This window comes from Methylocystis echinoides, from assembly GCF_040687965.1.
GTDB classification, from domain to species: domain Bacteria; phylum Pseudomonadota; class Alphaproteobacteria; order Rhizobiales; family Beijerinckiaceae; genus Methylocystis; species Methylocystis echinoides_A.
Map to the genome: position 1 here is coordinate 51,056 of NZ_CP156086.1, position 15,775 is coordinate 66,830.

The window sequence follows — 15,775 nt, forward strand, 5'->3', positions numbered from 1 at the left end:
GCCCCTCCGAGCGTCTCTCTCCACCCGCTCGCCGCGCGCCGGCGCTCGAGCGGGACGCCGGCGATCGAAACGCAAAGAGTGCGCATATCGTCGGCGCCTGTCGCGCTGTCGTCATTGTCTCAGTTGCGATCTCGCGCGGGCGCGCTAATAATCTCTGCTGCGCTTGCGTCCGCTGCCGTAAGCGCTTTCGTCGCGATCGCGGCGGCCGACGCGCTCGTCCCGGGCCTCGAACTCCTTTTGAGTCAGGCGGAATTTCTTGTTGAAGGTCAGATCGTATCTGCCGTCGCGGCACATGGCGTCATCGATCTCGTATTTGCCGTCGTCGAACTCCATTTTGCCGCCGCGGCAACCCATGTCCTGAAGCGCCGAGCGCAGGCTTGATTTTTCGGCGCTCGTCAACGCCCGGTCCGCGAAAGCCGGCGCCGTGAGAAGCCCCAACACGCTCAGCAGGGCGAAAGATGAAAGGTGAAGGCGACGCATGAGGCGCTCCTTTCTGCTTGCGGGTAAATAGGACGGCTGCGGCCACGCAGTCGCATCTGCGAATGCCTGGTCCTGCATCCATATTAGGCGGCGCAAGCAAACGAAAAGGCGCCAATCGACCGACGTCGGGTAAAAACGCGCGTTAGCGCCGCGCGTCAGCCACGCGAGGACCGCGCCATTGCCAGCCGGGCCTGCGCATCTAATTAATCGTAGCTCTCGCGGCGTTGTTTGCAGCTTACCGGCGGACTGGAGAGCAACCGTGGCTTATGCTGTCGTCTACGGCGCTGATCGGCGGATCAGCAGAGCGGACACTGCGACGCAATGCCTCGGGCTCGTGAAGCGGCTACAGAGCAGGGCTGAATCCAACATCCAGGTTTTCGATGACGCCGGGGCCGAGTTGAGGCTCGGCGAGCTCGAGACGCGCCACAAGAAGGAAGTGGAAGCGACATACCGCAGCGAAGACCCAAGCGACAAGCACGCTCTGCCTGTGGGATCGAGAATGCGAAGGCTTGAACAGCATGACGTTGCGAGCGCGTCGAGGTCAGGATGGGTCACGAGCGTGTTGCTTCTGACCGTCACCGTTCCGATTGGAGCCGCCATAGTCGTTCGTTGGTTGCGTGAAAAGCTTGTGCAAAGAGAGAGGCCGTGAAAAGCTCTTTGCCGCTATTTCATGCGCACCCATTCGCGCAGGAAGGCGTCCCGCGTTCGGGCATAGGTTTGCTCGGGCACGAAAAGCCTCTCGACGACGGCGGCGTCGGGATAAACGGACTTGTTGCCCGAGATGCTTTTGTCCACGAGAGGCTTCGACGCGAAAATTCCGTTCGCCGCATGCGTGAAGTCGGTGTTCCGGGCGGCGATCTCCGGACGCAGGAGGAAGTCGATGAACCGATAGGCTTCCGCGACATGCGGCGCGGCTTTCGGGATTGCGAGATTATCCATCAGGACCGGGGCGCCTTCGCGGGGAAGCACGTAATTGATCTCAGCCCCGTTATTTGCTTCCCGGGCCTGATCGCGGGCGCGAAAGCCGTCGAGGGAATAGCCGACGGCGAGGCAGATTTCGCCATTCGCCAGAGCGGCGACGAAGTTCGACGCGTCGAGCTTCTTCACATCGCGTAAGACGGCGCCCAACATGTCGCCCGCACGTTTGAGATCTGTTTCATGCGACAGGCCAGCGGCGGACTTCCAGTCAGACCACAAATATCGCCGCGCGATCGCCAGCAGATATTCGCGGTCGTCGACGACGCCGACGCCGCAGTTCGAGAATTTGCGCAAAGAGTCGGGCTTGAACAGCACGCTCCATGAATCGAAGGGCGGCGAAGCGAGGGACCGCGCCGATGCGCGACGCGACGCGACGGCTTCGACATTGCTTCTTATTTTCTCGGCGTTGTAAGAAATGCCGAGGGTAAACCACATGTAGTTGACGGCAAACCGGTTGCCGATGTCATAGGCGGAAAGAAGCTGCATGATTTCAGGCCAGAGATATTTTCTATTGGGAAGCCTGTTTTCGTCGAGCTTCTGATAGACGCCGGCTGCAATCTGTTTCGAAAGAGCCGGACCGGACACGATGACGACGTCGAAGGTTTCCTTCCCCGCCTTGAGCCTTCTCTCGAGCGCGGCGTCTGAATTGTACGAGTCGTAGGTAACCTCGATCCCGGTTTCCTCGGTAAAGTCAGCGATGACGTCGGGATCGATGTAGTCGTTCCAGCCGAGCACATTGACGATCTGCGCCTGTCCGGGCGCGGGAAAGGCGCAAAGCGTCAGAAGCCAGGCCAGCCAAACGGCGGCGGTGCGGGATAATCTCAATATGGTCATCGCGAAGACCCCTATTGAGCGGCTGCAGTCCGTTCGGCGCGTCCTACTTCTTCATCGGCGTAAATTGCTGCGGCGCTGGCGCCAGAGATTGCGGCGTTTCAGCTTTCTCCGGGGCCGCTGCGCTCGTCGACTGCTCCGGCGCCGGGGCAAAGCACATCGTCCGGTGGATCTTCTGGATGACCGCCATCGCTTTTTGCGACGCGTCCATCCTCTCGGCGAGGTCCAGAAGCCGTTGCCGCGTCGTGGCGACGTCCTTTATGTCTCCCTGAAGCGTATCGTTCATCGATTTCAAGATTTCGTCGGAGCGCGGCATATCCGCCAGGCTGACCTGCTGCAGCGATTGCTCGACTTTCGCCACACAGGCGAGGCGCCGGTCATATTCCTCTCTCAGCTCCCGGAATCTCGTTGCGAAAGTGGAGGCCTTCTCCATATGGACGGAGAGATTTTCGGGAGCCATCGTGCAAATGGCGTCCACATTGGCGACGTCGGGATAATTGGCTTCGATGATTTTGGCGAAATCCTGAACGAGAGCCTTCGCCTGCAATGAAAGCGCCGCGAGACTGCAGACGAGCTGCTCGCGGCCCCGATAGCATCGGTCGAGCTGTATTTCCCCCTTGGTTCCAGGGAGACTGAAGTTTTCCGATTTGCCGATCCCTTTCTCGCAGGCGGCGAGCGCCTCGCCCGTCGCGCCGCCGGATTCGGGCTCCTCCGCAACATGTCCGGCGCTTTGCGGTTGGCGTGCGAAGCGCCGTGGCGCCCGGTAACGCGCCGCCGTGAACTGGTCGGGCGTCGTCAGTCGCGCCATGCCCATGTCCGACAGAAGCTCCGCGGATGCTGGCGACGTCATCGCAATCGCGAGGGCGAACGCCGCCGCCTGCGCCAGATTCGCGGCTTTTCCTTTCATGCTGGCCATCGGCTCTGCTCTGCTTGCGATGGACGCGGCCGCCGCTGATGGTTAGGCGAGATCAATCTAGGGCGGCGTTCATCGGCTTAACGGATATTAAAGCGAAATGTATGCATTCACGCGCCCGGGCAAGGGGGCGCGTCTCTCAATATCTCGCGCCTGTCGCTCGATCAGGCGCAAGCGCAATAGCGCCGCCGCGTCGCGCGGCGCGAGATCAATGGACCCGGCTTGCCGCCGTCCGTATCCGAGCTACGCGGGCGGAAGGGCGCCTTCAAACCTCGCGCGGCCGCCCTTGCAACCGCGAGGCCCGGTCCCGTTCACCGCGTCGCGCCGGTCTTGCGCCGGAAAGGCGCGCCGCGGGGTCGACGCCGTCGCAGGCGACGCCCGGCGTCGTCGTCAGATTTGCAAAGATCGTGAGCAGTGTTCACAATGGCGGCGTTTTCCGCTGCGGAAACGGTACTCAAAGACGAAGGACGTCACACTGATGGAACGTCGTGATTTTATGACTGCGCTGGGCGCGGCCGCCGCCGCCGCTTCCGTGTCTTCCGCCCTTGCGGAGGAAAAGAAGGCGGCCCACCATCATCACCCGGCGACATACAAGGGCGTGGCGGACGCCGCCGCCAAATGCGTCGCGGAAGGCGCCAACTGCCTTCGCCACTGCTTCGGCATGCTGTCGATGGGCGACTCCAGCATGGCCGACTGCACGACCGCGACCTATGACACCATCGCCGCTTGCGCGGCGCTGAACAGCCTCTCATCCGTGAATTCGAAGTTTACGCCGGCGATGGCCAAGACCGTGGCGGCCATCTGCGAGGCGTGCAAGAAGGAATGCGACAAGTTCCCCGACGTCGCCGAGTGCAATGCGATGGGCGCCGCGTGCAAGACCTGCGCCGAGGAATGCCATAAGGTCGCCGCTTAAGGCTTGCTGAGCCCGAGAGAAGCGCGCCCCGGCCTTTGTAGCTCGGCCGGAGCGCGCTGTTTCAAGAACCCTCACAGCAAACTCTATCGGTGGCGCGCCGCCGTGCGCCTCGCCTGGGAAAAGGGGAGGGCGAAGACCAGCGGCGACCGGCGCGACGGATCGTTTAGTCCTTGTCGAGTCCGATCGTGATCGTTCCGTCGTTTTCCAATACGGCAAAGCGCACGTTGGAAAGCGACGTAGAGCCTTCGCGTCGCACGGCTTCCATGAGTTCGGACCGCGTGATCTGCTCTTTGGCGAGCGCCGCCGCCCTGACTTTCCCGTGCCGGACCAAGATCACGGGAACGCCTTCGAAAAACCGTTCGGCCTTCCTGTTTCGCCAACTCACATAGCTGACCGCGCGGCCCATGAAGACGAGCGCCGCGGCGGAAAGGAGCCCGCCGACGAGCGAATTGTCGCCGCCGATGAGCGCATTCTGCACGGTCTCGCTCAACACGAGCAACAGCACCAAGTCGAAGGGGGCCATCTCGCCGACATGTTTCTTGCCGCTGAAGCGGATCAGAACAAAGAGAAAAGTATAGACACAGGCCGCCCGCAGGATGATTTCGGCGGGGCTCATCGAGGGCGCGAACATGATGCTTTCTCCGATGCAGGAGCTTCTTCCTTCGCTTCGGCAAAAGCTTTGTCTTCCGCCTCGGCCGGACGCTTCGGGTTCACACTGCACATGGGCGCAATCCGCCGCCGGGCCATGCTGATCGATCGGCGCGTCGCGGTCGGCCTTCGCAGCCATGCGACGGCAAGCGTTTCTGTTCGCTCTTCACGCTTCCGCCGGCCTGTGTTGCGATAAAAAGCGCCTCAGGCGGCCATCTATCGGGGCTTGAATGCATTCGCCGCGTCCCAATGTGATTTTTTCGCGACGACAGAGGAGAACCGCAATGGCGCTGCTAGAGGATCTGTTCAAATTGGAAGGCGCCGCGGGAGCGACGGCGCTCGGGGTAGGCGCGCTTCTATTGGCGCCGACAATCCTCCCAGCGGTTGGGCGCATGCTTCGGCCGGTCGCCAAGGAACTCGTCAAGACCGGGATGCTCGCTTATGACGAAGCCCATGGCGCGGTTTCCGAGGCCTATGACGCCGCGAGCGATCTCGTCGCGGAAGCGCGCGCCGAGCGGGCGGGCGAGGGTTCGGGCGTCGAAAGGCCCCGTCGGACTTCCGATCGCGCCAGGCACGGCCGAGACGGCCACGCGGCAGGCCACGGCGCCGGCTAGTGTTACGCTGGTTGGCCTTCGGCCCAGAAGGCTTCGCGCCTCCGGCCTCCGCTTCGGCCGGAGGCGCAGATTTGCCGCGCCTACAGACCCGAGCCGGCTGAAGCCATGAGGGCGTTCGTGTCATAAGGCGCCTGCAGCGCCCCGCGAGAGCTCTCGACCCCTTCAAGAGACCGCTCGAACCCCCGCAGCCAGATCGCAGCTCTGCGGCCACGGTGACGCGCGCCGAAAGCGGTGCGTCTCTAAAGTGCGCCCCCTTGAATGAGCGCTGCTCACCATCCATATACCATCCAGTGGGATGGTGGGGAAGACGGGGATGGGCGACGTTCACAAGCTGCGCGAAAAGGCCGGAGAGACGGAAAAGATCACGATCAATGTCGGTCACGTCGACCTCGGCCATGTCGACCTCCTGGTGCACGAGGGATTCTATTCCAATCGCACGGACTTCATTCGCACGGCGATCCGCAATCAGCTCGCGACCCATTCGGACGCGATCAAGCAATCGATCGTCCGCAACACGCTCGAGCTCGGCTTGCGCACCGTCACTCGCGAAGAACTCGAAGAGGTTCGCGCCGCCGGTCGCAAATTGCGCCTCCGCGTCTTGGGGCTCGCCGTCATCGCCCCGGACGTCACGCCGGAGCTTGCGCGACAAACAATCGAATCCCTCACCGTTCTCGGCGCGCTTCAGGCGAGCCCCGCGGTAAAGGCGGCGCTTTCGGATCGAATGAGCTGAAACCCTCTCCCCTCAAAAGAGGCGTCAAAATGGAAAATTTCTTCGCCGGCGCAATCGACGAAGCCCTGAGGCTGACCCGCGAGCAAAATCTGGCGGAGGCGACGCGCGTGCTGTTGCGAAGCCTCTCCGGGAACCGCTCGAAGACGCCGACGGATGGCGAACAGGCCGCTTTGGCCGCGCCTCGGCTCGACCTTACGGGCGACGCCGCCCCGCGCGCCGAAGCCGCCGCGGCGCGCTTGCGCATGCCGCTCGGCGAGACGCTGACGCGCCTGCGCAGCGGCGAGCTTCCAAGCTTCGCCTTGAGTCCGGACGCGCTGGCGAAACTCGGCAAACGGCCGACCGTGCGCGTGCCGGAGGGCGCATCCTTTCTCTCTCGCAGTTTCGCCTGCGAGGCGGGGACGCGGCCTTACAAAGTCTATGTGCCGAGCAAATTGCGCGGCGCCAGAGCGCCGCTGATCGTGATGCTGCACGGCTGCACCCAGAACGCAGACGATTTCGCCGTCGGCGCCGGGATGAACCGGCTCGCCGAAGAGCATGGGCTTGTCGTCGCTTATCCCGAGCAGCCGCTCACCGCCAATCATCTCGGCTGCTGGAACTGGTTCAACGAAGGCGATCAGCGCCGGGATTCGGGCGAACCGAGCATCATCGCCGGCGTGACCCGCTTTCTCATAGCGGAAATGAACCTCGACCCTGCGCGCGTGTTTGTCGCGGGCCTTTCGGCCGGCGGCGCGATGGCCGATGTGATGAGCGCGACCTACCCGGACCTTTACGCGGCCGCAGGCGTCCACTCGGGCCTTCCCTACGGCGTTGCGACAGACCAAGCCTCGGCCTTCCTCGCCATGAGCGGAAAGTCGTCGCGCCGACCGCGTCGCGCCGCGCGCCGCGCGCGCACCATCATCTTCCACGGCGCGTCGGACGCCAAGGTGCATCCAACCAACGCAGATCGCATCATGAGCGAAGCGCGCGCCGGGATTTCCGGGACGCATCACGAGACGACGCAGCGGGGGACGTCGAACGGACGTCACTATCGTCGCACGGTCGTCGCCGATGAGAGAGGCGTTTCGCAGCTCGAATATTGGGCGATCGACGGATTGGGACACGCGTGGTCAGGGGGCTCGCCCGAGGCGTCGCACACCGAGCCGCGCGGACCCGACGCGTCGCTCGAAATGCTGCGCTTCTTTCTGGAAAGCTGAGTCGTCTCGGCGCAGACGAGACGATGGCGCCACGGCGGCGACGTCGCCGTTGGCGTCGATTTCTCGCGCCAGGCGCAAGGCCTCGCCCTCGACCTCTCTTGGCGGAGAGTTAGATCACTCAACCAATAGGCGGAGGATCGACATGCAAACCTTTATCATGCTGACGCGGCTAAGCCCCGACGCCGCGCGCTCGCCGCAAGCGCTCGAGGAGCTCGAGCAGAAGGCGATGGCGCGCGTGCGCAAGGATTGTCCGGACGTCGAATGGCTGGAGAGCTACGCCGTTCTCGGCGGTTGCGATTACGTCGATATTTTCCGCGCCGAAGACATGGAGTCGGCAAGCCGCGTCTCGGCGCTCATTCGCACGCAGGGCCACGCCAACACGGAAGTGTGGCCGGCGACAACGTGGAAGAAATTCAAGCAGACGATCCGCAACCTGTAGGCTTTGGCTCGGCGCCTCGACGCACTCACGTGATGATGTCGGTTACGACCTGGACCGTGAGTTGTTCGAGGCTCCACCAGAGGAGCGCCCTGACCCGCGCTTCCATGTCGTTGAGCGCACTGCTCGCCGATACGGAGACGCCCGCCAGGACGAACACCGTCTCGCCGGCCTCGAAGCTGTTGTCCGTGGCCGCCACGAGGTTGAAGGCGCCCTGCTCGATGTCGGGCAGCGTCTTGCTCACGTCGTCGCCGTCCGACGTCAAGGTGCGCTCCGCGAGGAGGCTGTGGAGAATGACGCCGCCATTGGGCCTGAGCACGGCGATGAACATGGTCGCGTCGACGCCCAGCGTTCCCGACGAGAAGCCCCATTCATCGTGAAGCGAGAGGGTGACCTTACTGTAAAAGTTGCGGAGCGACGCCGTCACGAGCAGGCGGCCATCCTGGGGCAGGGCGTAGGCGGAGCCACAGGCGGCCGAGACGCAGCCGAGATCCAAGGGGAGAATGCCGAACCATTCGTTGAAGCCGAACACGGCGCCGGGATCGGCGGCCAGATCGGCGTCGACGATAAGGTGCCCGATCTCCCGCCGAACGAAGGAGCGGTCGACAATGTCCATCGTGTCGACCAAGCCTTCGAAGGGAGACAGCGACCCCAGCATCTCCAGCCCGAAAGGGACCCGGAAGACGGTGGGAGGCGGCTCCTCGGGGGCGACCACGGGCTCCAGCTCCGGCCGTTTCGGCCGCGCCTTGTCCAACAGGGCGTCGAGGTGCGCGCGCTGCAATTTGCGGATTTTGGCGAAGCTCGGGACTGCCTCCCCGAGCCGCTCCTGCAGCGATCGACGCGCGCCGGCGCGCGCAAGATCCCAGCGCTTGCCGTCGCGCGCCGCCTCACGCGCCGCGACGGTCCAGTCCTTCCGTGCAGTTTCGATCGCCGCGCGCGCCGCCGCGAGCTGATCGTCGGGCGCGAGTTTGCGAATGTGTTGTCTGAACCCCTCATGAGCCGCAAACAGCTCCGCAGGGGAGCGTCGCGGCGTCGCGGGGCCAAGGCGTGACAACGGATCAAAGCGGCCGATCTGCGGGTGTGGAGGCGGGAGCAACATGAAAATGCCCTCCAGGCGATGATGAAGCGATTTACAGAAAACGTCGACTTGATGTTGAGAAGCGGATAGGGGCCGCCGCATCTAAAAGAAAATATGCTTGTCTCCCGTTTGAGCAAGATGCGCGTTTCGACGAGATGGTCTTTGTCGCGATCCGCGATCCGCGTTCATCGCCGCGAGCGGCCTGCAAACCTCGAGGCCGAGTCGCTCGAACGCCCAGGCTCACGCGTCCAATACACGCAGGCTCAAGAGCTCGGACGGAATATCTGGATCATCCGCATCCGTGACGGCGAGGAAGGTCAGCGCGCGCGCCTCGCTCTCGGCGACCGCGAGGCCTTCTATCTTCACCTTATCGATTTGCGCCAAAATCGCTGGACCGTCGCTCAAGCGACCGATCGCCGATCCGACGACTTCGCCGTCATCGTAGGTTGAGGCTCCGCGCTCCGCCGCTGCGGCGAAATAAACGCCTCCGTCGTGCACGCAGGCGTCGGTAAAGGTGAGAGCGACGCCCCCAAGCTTTGGCAAGGGGATTTCAACGATGCGGGGGTTGAACGTCTCGCGCTCGAATTGGCCGTTCAAGAGCCCGCTGATAACGTCGACGTCGAATTCGATGAGGGCGTTGAAGCCTGCTTTACCGTTGCCGCGCTGGAAAAGCGACACCTTGCCGTCGACGACGACGCCGCCTTCGATGTTCAGATCGGGAACGCGTTGCTGCAAAAATCGGAAAAGGGAAGAAAAGCTGATCTCGCGCCAGCCGACGAGATTATCCGTAAGGTCGATTTGCACTTTGCTTGCAAGCGTGCGGTTTGGCCTCGAGCCGGAAGGAAACGCCAGCAACGCCAAACGCTCCTTGTCCTGTCCGAGATTGATGAGGCATTCGGCGTCCGGCTTGACGCGCTTGCGGGCGGCGACGTCGGTAGGCGGCTCGCCAGAGAAAATTCTGAAGCCTCGACCAACGAGCGCTTCCTGCCGCGGGAAGCGCACGAGGTGGTGCAGGTCGTCGGCCATGACCCAGAGGTTGGCGCGCGTGCAAATGAGCCCCGAACCAGCCGTGAGGGGGCGTCTCTCGAATGTCGGCGGCCCGATCCATTGCAACGCGCCGAGCCGACTCCAAGCCACGGGACGCCCATCCTTCATACGCCAAACGACTCGCGACCATAAACCCCTGGGCCTTCCAACGCGACTCCCGCGTCGCCGCAGCGCTCGAGCCCGATCGCGACTGCGCGTCGGCGCGACGATCCAACGTTCGCAAAATGATCCATGGCCGGCCCGAGGACGTAGAACGAAGGAGGGGACGACCGGGGGAAGCCGATGCGCAATTTTTTCGTGGCCTATGCGGCGGCCGCCGTCTGGATGTTGGGGCTCGACGTGATTTGGCTGTCGACGATGGCCGAGCGTCTCTACCGTCAGCAGCTCGGCGACCTGCTGGCGCCGGAATACCGGCTTTATCCCGCGCTCTGCTTCTATGCGCTCTATCTCTTCGGCGTGACCTATTTCGCCGTGGCGCCGGCGCTGAAGGACGGCGGCTGGCGCAAGGCGGCGTTGAATGGCGCCCTGTTCGGCCTTGTCGCCTATGCAACATATGATCTGACCAATCAGGCGACGCTGCGGCGCTGGCCCGTCCTCGTGACGTCTCTCGATTTGCTGTGGGGCTCCTTCCTGACGGCGACAACCGCGGCGGCCGGCTTCGCCGCGACGCGCGTCATCGCCCGTTTGCGTCAGGCTCCAACCGCGCGCGACGAAACATCCATGCGGCAATGACGCTCAGAATCGCTGCGCTATAAGCGTTGAGCGACAGTAACGCCGCATATTGCGCCTGCCCGGTCTCGTAGAGCGGCGATCCGTAGCGGCCGTGCAGCAGCGCAAAAGCGGCGCATACGCCGGCAAGATAATAGCAAAGAGCGGCCCGCTCCGATCGTCGGCAGGAAAGCGCCGCGATGATGATGCAGGGCGCAAGGAACAGTTCGACGCCGGACGCTTCTCCAAACACATAGGCGCAGAAATAGGTGTTGAGCGCGCCGATCGCCGGCAGCCAGAGCCTGCCGACGCGGGGAAACCGCCGCGCGATCCAGGGCGTCGCCACGAAGAAGGGCGTCGACACGAAGGTGAGCGCAAGCAGCGGGCTCGCCTCGCCGGTCACAAACCACACATAGAGCGGATAGAAGGGCTGGTTCGAGGCGAGGATGAGCGCGAGCCGGTTCGAGGCGCGCGTCAGAGGGTCGTCGGCGGCGGCGTATTCGGCGAGCCGCCGCCAAATCGCCGCGTCAGCCATTGACGGGGCGCAGGCGATAATGGCTCACGGCCCATTCCTCGCCGTTTTGGTCGCCGAACAGGCCTTCGGTCGCAAGAAAGAACAGCCGCCAGCGTTTGCGCCACAGCGCCGCGTCCGCGCCATAGGTCTCGCGCAGCACGGCGTCGATCTCTGAGCGGTTGGCGTCGAAATTCTTCAGCCAGTCCGCCGCCGTCCGCTGATAGTGAAGACCGCTCCAGCGCCATTCCTCCTCGACGTCGAAGAGATCGCCGAAGGTGCGAATGAGGCCATGGCTCGGCATGATGCCGCCGGTGAAGAAATGTTGCGCGATCCAGTCCGACTTGTCCGCGTGGTCGAAGCGATACGCCTGGTCGCGATGGGTGAAGACGTGGATGAAAAGCCGCCCGTCCGCGTCGAGCCACGCGCGCAGGCGCGCCAGGAGCCCGCGCCAGTTCGACATGTGTTCGAACATCTCGACCGAAACGATGCGATCGAAACGCGCCGTCGTGGTGAAATCGTTCATATCCGCCGTCACGACGCGGAGATTCGCAACGCCGAGCCGCTTCGCCTCCGACTCGATGTGCGCGCGCTGACTTTGCGAGTTCGAGACGGCCGTGATCGACGCCTTCGGGTAGTTTCGAGCCATGAACAGCGACAGCGAGCCCCAGCCGCATCCGAGTTCGAGGATGCGCTGCCCGTCGGCGAGGCCGGCGTGACGCGCCGTCTCTTCGAGCGCGCGCAGCTCCGCTTCGGCGAGCGTCGTGTCGAGCCGGTCGTAATAGCAGCAGGAATATTTGCGTCGGGGTCCGAGCGTCAGCTCGAAGAAGCGCGCCGGCACTTCGTAATGCTGCGCATTCGCCTCGCTCGTATGGATTGCGATCGGATAGCGCGCCATATCGGCGGAGAAGGCGTCGACGGCGCTCACGGGCGCGGCGCTGAGGCGTTCGCGCGTCCGGCCGACGAGATAGGTCACGCCCATGCGCAGGAAGGAATCCGGCAAAGGCGCGCGTTCCACGACATTGATGGCCGAAGCGATGAGGGACATGGCTCTTTTCTCCGCGAGACGAATTCAGATGCGTCTTTGAGGCCCCGGAAAGAACAGGTTGACGCGCGCCTGACAGGCGCGGAACGCCGCCCCGCGCGAGGCGATCATGTGCTTTTCGAGCGGCGGCGCCCCCGAGACATGGACGAGAAGCCAATACATGAAGGCGGGAGCGCCAAGCGCGAGCCAGCCCTGCGGCCACGCGCCGGCGAAATTCATCGCGACGACCGCATAGCCGACCCAGCTCAGCCACTGGAAGAAGTAGTTGGGATGGCGCGAGAACGCCCAGGGCCCGTCCATGCAGACGCTGCGCTCGGCGCCGCGCGCCGCGCGAAAGCGCGACAGCGTCGCGTCCGACCAGGCCTCTCCGGCGATGGCGGCGACGAGCAGCAGTCCGCCCACATAATCGGCGGCTGCGGGAAAGGGCGCCGGATTGCGCGCGGCGAGAAATATGGCGAGCGACAGGAGAAAGGCGCAGAAAGCCTGAATCTGCAGGAACCAGAACAGCCGGCGCGGGAAGTCCGGCCCCCATTCGCGCGCGAGATCGAGATAGCGCGGATCCTCGCCGGCGTTGAGGCTGCGGGCGACGATATGCGAGCCCAGGCGCACAGACGCCGCGACGGCGAAGGCGGCGACGAAATATTGACGCGCGCCCGGCTCGCGGCCGTCGAGCGGCGCGAGCGCCAGATAAATGCCCGCGGCGCCGAGGGCGAAGGACCAGGTCGCGTCGATCCAGCCCGACTGACCGGTCCGCCGCTGCAGGAGCCAGGCGAGACTCATGGCCGCCGACAGTCCCAAAGCCGTTGTGAACAGAAGCAGGCCGATGCTCATATGTCTCTGAACTTCTGATAGAGGCGCCCGATCCAACTGGCCGGCCGCGTCCGTCCCTCCATGGCGATGAGGCACAGGCAGGGGACGGCGGGATCGACCAGAATGTCGTGCTCTGTCGCCTCGTCGACATGCGCGACGTCGCCCGCGCCGAAATGCGCCGCGCCATCGCGGAAACCGCCCCGCAGCACGCAGGTCGCTTCGTCGCCCTCATGGCCATGTCTCGGCACCCGCACGCCGGGGGCGATCTCCAGCAGAAAGGCCCGCGAAAGAGAGGGCTTCGGCAGGGCGACGCGCGCCGAGCGCACGCCGGGCGCAATCCAGCGCCACGGCCCGATGTCGGCGTCGGCGAGCGGCGCGGGCAATTCGAACCCCTTTGGAAGCTCGAGACGCTTCGCCGCGCGCGTGGCGCAAACCGGCGCGGCGGGCGTCTGCGCGTCCAGCGACTGCAAGGCGCGATTGAGCGCGTCGGGATCGACGTCCGCCGGCGCGATCTCGTCGAGCAGCGCGCCGCCCAGCGACTCGAACTGCGCGCTGAGCCGCCGTGCGGCGGGCGACATGTCGAGATGGGTCTCCACGAGCAGCGCGAAGGCGGCGTCGAGCGCGCCCGCCGCATGGCGCAGGATGAGGTCGTCGACGGAATGGGAGGGGGAGGTCGTCATCCGAGATCCTCCAGTTGGGAACGAAGGCGCTGCACGGCGAGACGCACGCGCGACTTTACGGTGCCGAGCGGAAGGCCGAGCCGGCGCGCGATTTCGGCATGCGGTCGCTCCTCGAAATAAAACAGCTCGATGATGAGCGCCTGCTCGCGCGACAGCGCGGCGAGCGCCTTGCGCACCCTTTCGCGCCGCTCCTTCACGATGGCGATGGCCTCGCCGGTCGGCGGCGCGTCCGGCTCCTCGCTCGGATCGAGGTCGAGATGATCGAAGCTGCGCTCGCCGCGCAGGCGGTCGATGCGCAGATTGCGGGCGATGACGAAAATCCAGGTCGACGCCGCGCCGGCCTGCGGATCGAACGCCGGAGCCTTGCGCCAGACGCGCAGCATGGTCTCCTGGGCGAGTTCCTCGGCGGCGGCGGGCGCCGCCCCGGCGCGCAGCAGATAGGCTTTCACGCGCGGAAAATAATAGGCGAAAAGCGTCGCGAACGCCTGGCGATCGCTCTCGCGCGCCAGTCTCGAGATGAGTTCGCCCGCCTCCTCCTGCGACAAGGCGACGGCGCCGCCCGCCGCTCTCACCGGCGCGGCCCTGCGCGGCGCGGCGGCGCGCCCGCGCGGTTCGAGAAGAGGAAGGATGGCGTCACTCAGCATGCTCCCTTTTACGGCCGGCCAGCGCAATTGGATCACCGGGCCGTCGCGCGTCGACCGGCGCGACGATGCGCAAACCAAGTGATCCATTTGCAAAGTGATCCATTTGCAAAGTCCTAGCGTATACCGCCTGGAGTGCGTTGAAGCCATGACCGAGACCAGACGAACGAGTCCTTGTCCCAAAAAGGCCGCTGCATGGCGACTAATTCATTGAATTCGCGTCTTAAAATTGCGGTCGTCGGAAGCGGCGTGTCGGGTCTGTCGGCCGCATGGCTTCTCTCCCGCGCCCATGACGTCACGCTCATCGAACAGCACGAGCGCCCCGGCGGCCACAGCAATACGGTGGACGTTCAAGGAATTGGCGGAGAGATCGCGGTCGACACGGGCTTCATCGTCTATAACGAGCCCGCCTATCCCAATCTCACCGCGCTTTTCGACCATCTCGGGGTGGCGACCAAGGCGACGGAGATGACGTTCGCCGTGTCGCTCGCCGACGGCGCCCTCGAATATGCGGGCAATGACCTCTTCACCCTCTTCGGGCAGAAAAAGAACCTCTTCAGCCCGCGTTTCTGGTCGATGCTCTTCGACATCCGCCGTTTCTACGCCGAGGCGCCGGGCCATCTCGCGCAGATGGAGGGGCTCACGCTCGGGGATTATCTCGACGCCCATAAATATGGCGCGGCGTTTCGCGAGGATCACCTTTATCCGATGGCCGCGGCGATCTGGTCGACGCCCGCGCGTCAGGTCGCTCACTATCCTGCGCGCGCCTTCACCCGCTTTTGCGAAAATCACGGGCTGCTCAAAATTACCGGGCGGCCGGTCTGGCGCACCGTCGAGGGCGGGAGCCGCGAATATGTGACGAAGCTGCTCGCGCCCGTCGCCGACCGGCTGATGTTGAACGCGCCGGTCACGCGCGTGAGCCGGGAGGAGGACGGGGTGACGATCGACTGGCCGGGCGGGTCGCGGCGTTTCGATCAGCTCGTCATCGCGGCGCACGCCGATCAGGCGCTGGCCATGCTCGCCGATCCGACCGAGGACGAAGCGCGTCTCCTGTCCTGCTTTTCCTATGGCCGCAACGAGACCATCCTGCATGGCGACGCCGCGCTGATGCCGAAACGCCGCGCCATCTGGTCGAGCTGGAATTATCTGTCGCACGGCCCCGACGCGGCGCTCTGCGTGACCTATTGGATGAACCGCTTGCAGGGCCTGCCGCAGGAAACGCCGCTTTTCGTGACGTTGAACGCTCCGACCGCGCCGCGTGACGACCTCATCTATCGCCGCTTCGTCTACGAACATCCGATCTTCGACCTTGCGGCGATGCGGGCGCAACGCGAATTGTGGTCGCTGCAGGGCCGGCGCCGCACCTGGTTTTGCGGAGCCTATTTCGGCTCCGGCTTTCACGAGGACGGCCTGCAGGCGGGTCTCGCCGTCGCCGAACAGCTGGGCGGCGTGCGGCGGCCATGGACCGTCGAAAACGCGTCGGGCCGCATCCATCTCGGCCCGGCGCCGCAATTGTAGG

The 15,775-nt window shown here is 64.4% G+C and carries 19 protein-coding genes; 8 read left to right on the forward strand and 11 right to left on the reverse strand.

What is annotated here, in order from left to right:
• Positions 1-144: 144 nt before the first annotated feature.
• A complete protein-coding gene (locus RVU70_RS20365) occupies positions 145-480 on the reverse strand; it encodes a PepSY domain-containing protein (protein WP_363352183.1) in 336 nt (111 codons plus the stop codon).
• A 259-nt stretch (positions 481-739) separates the two neighbouring features.
• Here RVU70_RS20365 and RVU70_RS20370 point away from each other — a divergent pair, with 259 nt between their 5' ends.
• Positions 740-1,129, forward strand: a complete 390-nt coding sequence (locus RVU70_RS20370; RefSeq protein WP_363352185.1) for a hypothetical protein — start codon at positions 740-742, stop codon at positions 1,127-1,129.
• A gap of 14 nt (positions 1,130-1,143) precedes the next feature.
• On the opposite strand, the gene RVU70_RS20375 is transcribed toward RVU70_RS20370, so the two are convergent.
• Both RVU70_RS20375 and RVU70_RS20380 read right to left on the reverse strand, forming a co-directional pair.
• The gene (locus RVU70_RS20375) at positions 1,144-2,292 is read right to left on the reverse strand and encodes an extracellular solute-binding protein (protein WP_363352187.1); all 1,149 of its coding nucleotides are present in this window, start codon (positions 2,290-2,292) and stop codon (positions 1,144-1,146) included.
• 43 nt (positions 2,293-2,335) lie between these two features.
• Positions 2,336-3,205, reverse strand: coding sequence for a hypothetical protein (locus tag RVU70_RS20380; protein WP_363352189.1), 870 nt, complete (start codon positions 3,203-3,205; stop codon positions 2,336-2,338).
• Positions 3,206-3,680: 475 nt separating this feature from the next.
• Here RVU70_RS20380 and RVU70_RS20385 point away from each other — a divergent pair, with 475 nt between their 5' ends.
• On the forward strand, positions 3,681-4,115 hold the full coding sequence (locus tag RVU70_RS20385; RefSeq protein WP_363352191.1) for a four-helix bundle copper-binding protein: 435 nt from the start codon (positions 3,681-3,683) through the stop codon (positions 4,113-4,115).
• Positions 4,116-4,278: 163 nt separating this feature from the next.
• Here the strand turns inward: RVU70_RS20385 and RVU70_RS20390 are convergent, their stop codons facing one another.
• Positions 4,279-4,746 (reverse strand): YetF domain-containing protein, encoded by a 468-nt coding sequence (locus tag RVU70_RS20390; protein WP_363352193.1) that lies wholly within the window; start codon positions 4,744-4,746, stop codon positions 4,279-4,281.
• A 301-nt stretch (positions 4,747-5,047) separates the two neighbouring features.
• Between RVU70_RS20390 and RVU70_RS20395 the strand changes: the two genes are divergently transcribed.
• The 4 genes from RVU70_RS20395 to RVU70_RS20410 all read left to right on the forward strand — a co-directional run bounded on the left by RVU70_RS20395 (position 5,048) and on the right by RVU70_RS20410 (position 7,739).
• Positions 5,048-5,377 carry a DUF5132 domain-containing protein gene (locus RVU70_RS20395; protein WP_363352195.1) on the forward strand — a complete coding sequence of 110 codons (330 nt, stop codon included), beginning with the start codon at positions 5,048-5,050 and terminating at the stop codon, positions 5,375-5,377.
• 313 nt (positions 5,378-5,690) lie between these two features.
• Positions 5,691-6,107 (forward strand): CopG family transcriptional regulator, encoded by a 417-nt coding sequence (locus RVU70_RS20400; protein WP_363352197.1) that lies wholly within the window; start codon positions 5,691-5,693, stop codon positions 6,105-6,107.
• Positions 6,108-6,136: 29 nt separating this feature from the next.
• Positions 6,137-7,300, forward strand: coding sequence for a PHB depolymerase family esterase (locus RVU70_RS20405; protein ID WP_363352199.1), 1,164 nt, complete (start codon positions 6,137-6,139; stop codon positions 7,298-7,300).
• A gap of 142 nt (positions 7,301-7,442) precedes the next feature.
• Positions 7,443-7,739 (forward strand): GYD domain-containing protein, encoded by a 297-nt coding sequence (locus RVU70_RS20410; protein WP_363352201.1) that lies wholly within the window; start codon positions 7,443-7,445, stop codon positions 7,737-7,739.
• A gap of 25 nt (positions 7,740-7,764) precedes the next feature.
• Here the strand turns inward: RVU70_RS20410 and RVU70_RS20415 are convergent, their stop codons facing one another.
• Positions 7,765-8,835, reverse strand: coding sequence for a hypothetical protein (locus tag RVU70_RS20415; protein ID WP_363352203.1), 1,071 nt, complete (start codon positions 8,833-8,835; stop codon positions 7,765-7,767).
• 219 nt (positions 8,836-9,054) lie between these two features.
• Complete coding sequence (locus RVU70_RS20420) at positions 9,055-9,951, reverse strand: DUF6929 family protein (protein ID WP_363352205.1); 897 nt, start codon at positions 9,949-9,951, stop codon at positions 9,055-9,057.
• A gap of 192 nt (positions 9,952-10,143) precedes the next feature.
• Between RVU70_RS20420 and RVU70_RS20425 the strand changes: the two genes are divergently transcribed.
• On the forward strand, positions 10,144-10,593 hold the full coding sequence (locus tag RVU70_RS20425) for a DUF2177 family protein (RefSeq protein ID WP_363352207.1): 450 nt from the start codon (positions 10,144-10,146) through the stop codon (positions 10,591-10,593).
• On the opposite strand, the gene RVU70_RS20430 is transcribed toward RVU70_RS20425, so the two are convergent.
• From RVU70_RS20430 to RVU70_RS20450, 5 genes are read right to left on the reverse strand one after another with little or no spacing between them, the layout of a single operon-like run.
• Positions 10,535-11,104 (reverse strand): hypothetical protein, encoded by a 570-nt coding sequence (locus RVU70_RS20430; protein ID WP_363352210.1) that lies wholly within the window; start codon positions 11,102-11,104, stop codon positions 10,535-10,537. The two genes, RVU70_RS20425 and RVU70_RS20430, sit on opposite strands and share 59 nt — an antisense overlap.
• Positions 11,097-12,128 (reverse strand): cyclopropane-fatty-acyl-phospholipid synthase family protein, encoded by a 1,032-nt coding sequence (locus RVU70_RS20435; RefSeq protein ID WP_363352211.1) that lies wholly within the window; start codon positions 12,126-12,128, stop codon positions 11,097-11,099. The genes RVU70_RS20430 and RVU70_RS20435 overlap by 8 nt, the downstream gene beginning before the upstream one ends.
• Positions 12,129-12,152: 24 nt before the next feature.
• Complete coding sequence (locus RVU70_RS20440; RefSeq protein ID WP_363352213.1) at positions 12,153-12,956, reverse strand: DUF1295 domain-containing protein; 804 nt, start codon at positions 12,954-12,956, stop codon at positions 12,153-12,155.
• Positions 12,953-13,615, reverse strand: coding sequence for a ChrR family anti-sigma-E factor (locus tag RVU70_RS20445; protein WP_363352215.1), 663 nt, complete (start codon positions 13,613-13,615; stop codon positions 12,953-12,955). Before RVU70_RS20445 ends, RVU70_RS20440 begins: the two co-directional genes overlap by 4 nt.
• Entirely contained in the window at positions 13,612-14,346 is a 735-nt protein-coding gene (locus tag RVU70_RS20450; protein WP_363352217.1) for a sigma-70 family RNA polymerase sigma factor, read from the reverse strand. Before RVU70_RS20450 ends, RVU70_RS20445 begins: the two co-directional genes overlap by 4 nt.
• A gap of 105 nt (positions 14,347-14,451) precedes the next feature.
• Here RVU70_RS20450 and RVU70_RS20455 point away from each other — a divergent pair, with 105 nt between their 5' ends.
• Positions 14,452-15,774, forward strand: a complete 1,323-nt coding sequence (locus RVU70_RS20455; RefSeq protein ID WP_363352219.1) for an FAD-dependent oxidoreductase — start codon at positions 14,452-14,454, stop codon at positions 15,772-15,774.
• Position 15,775: the final 1 nt, after the last annotated feature.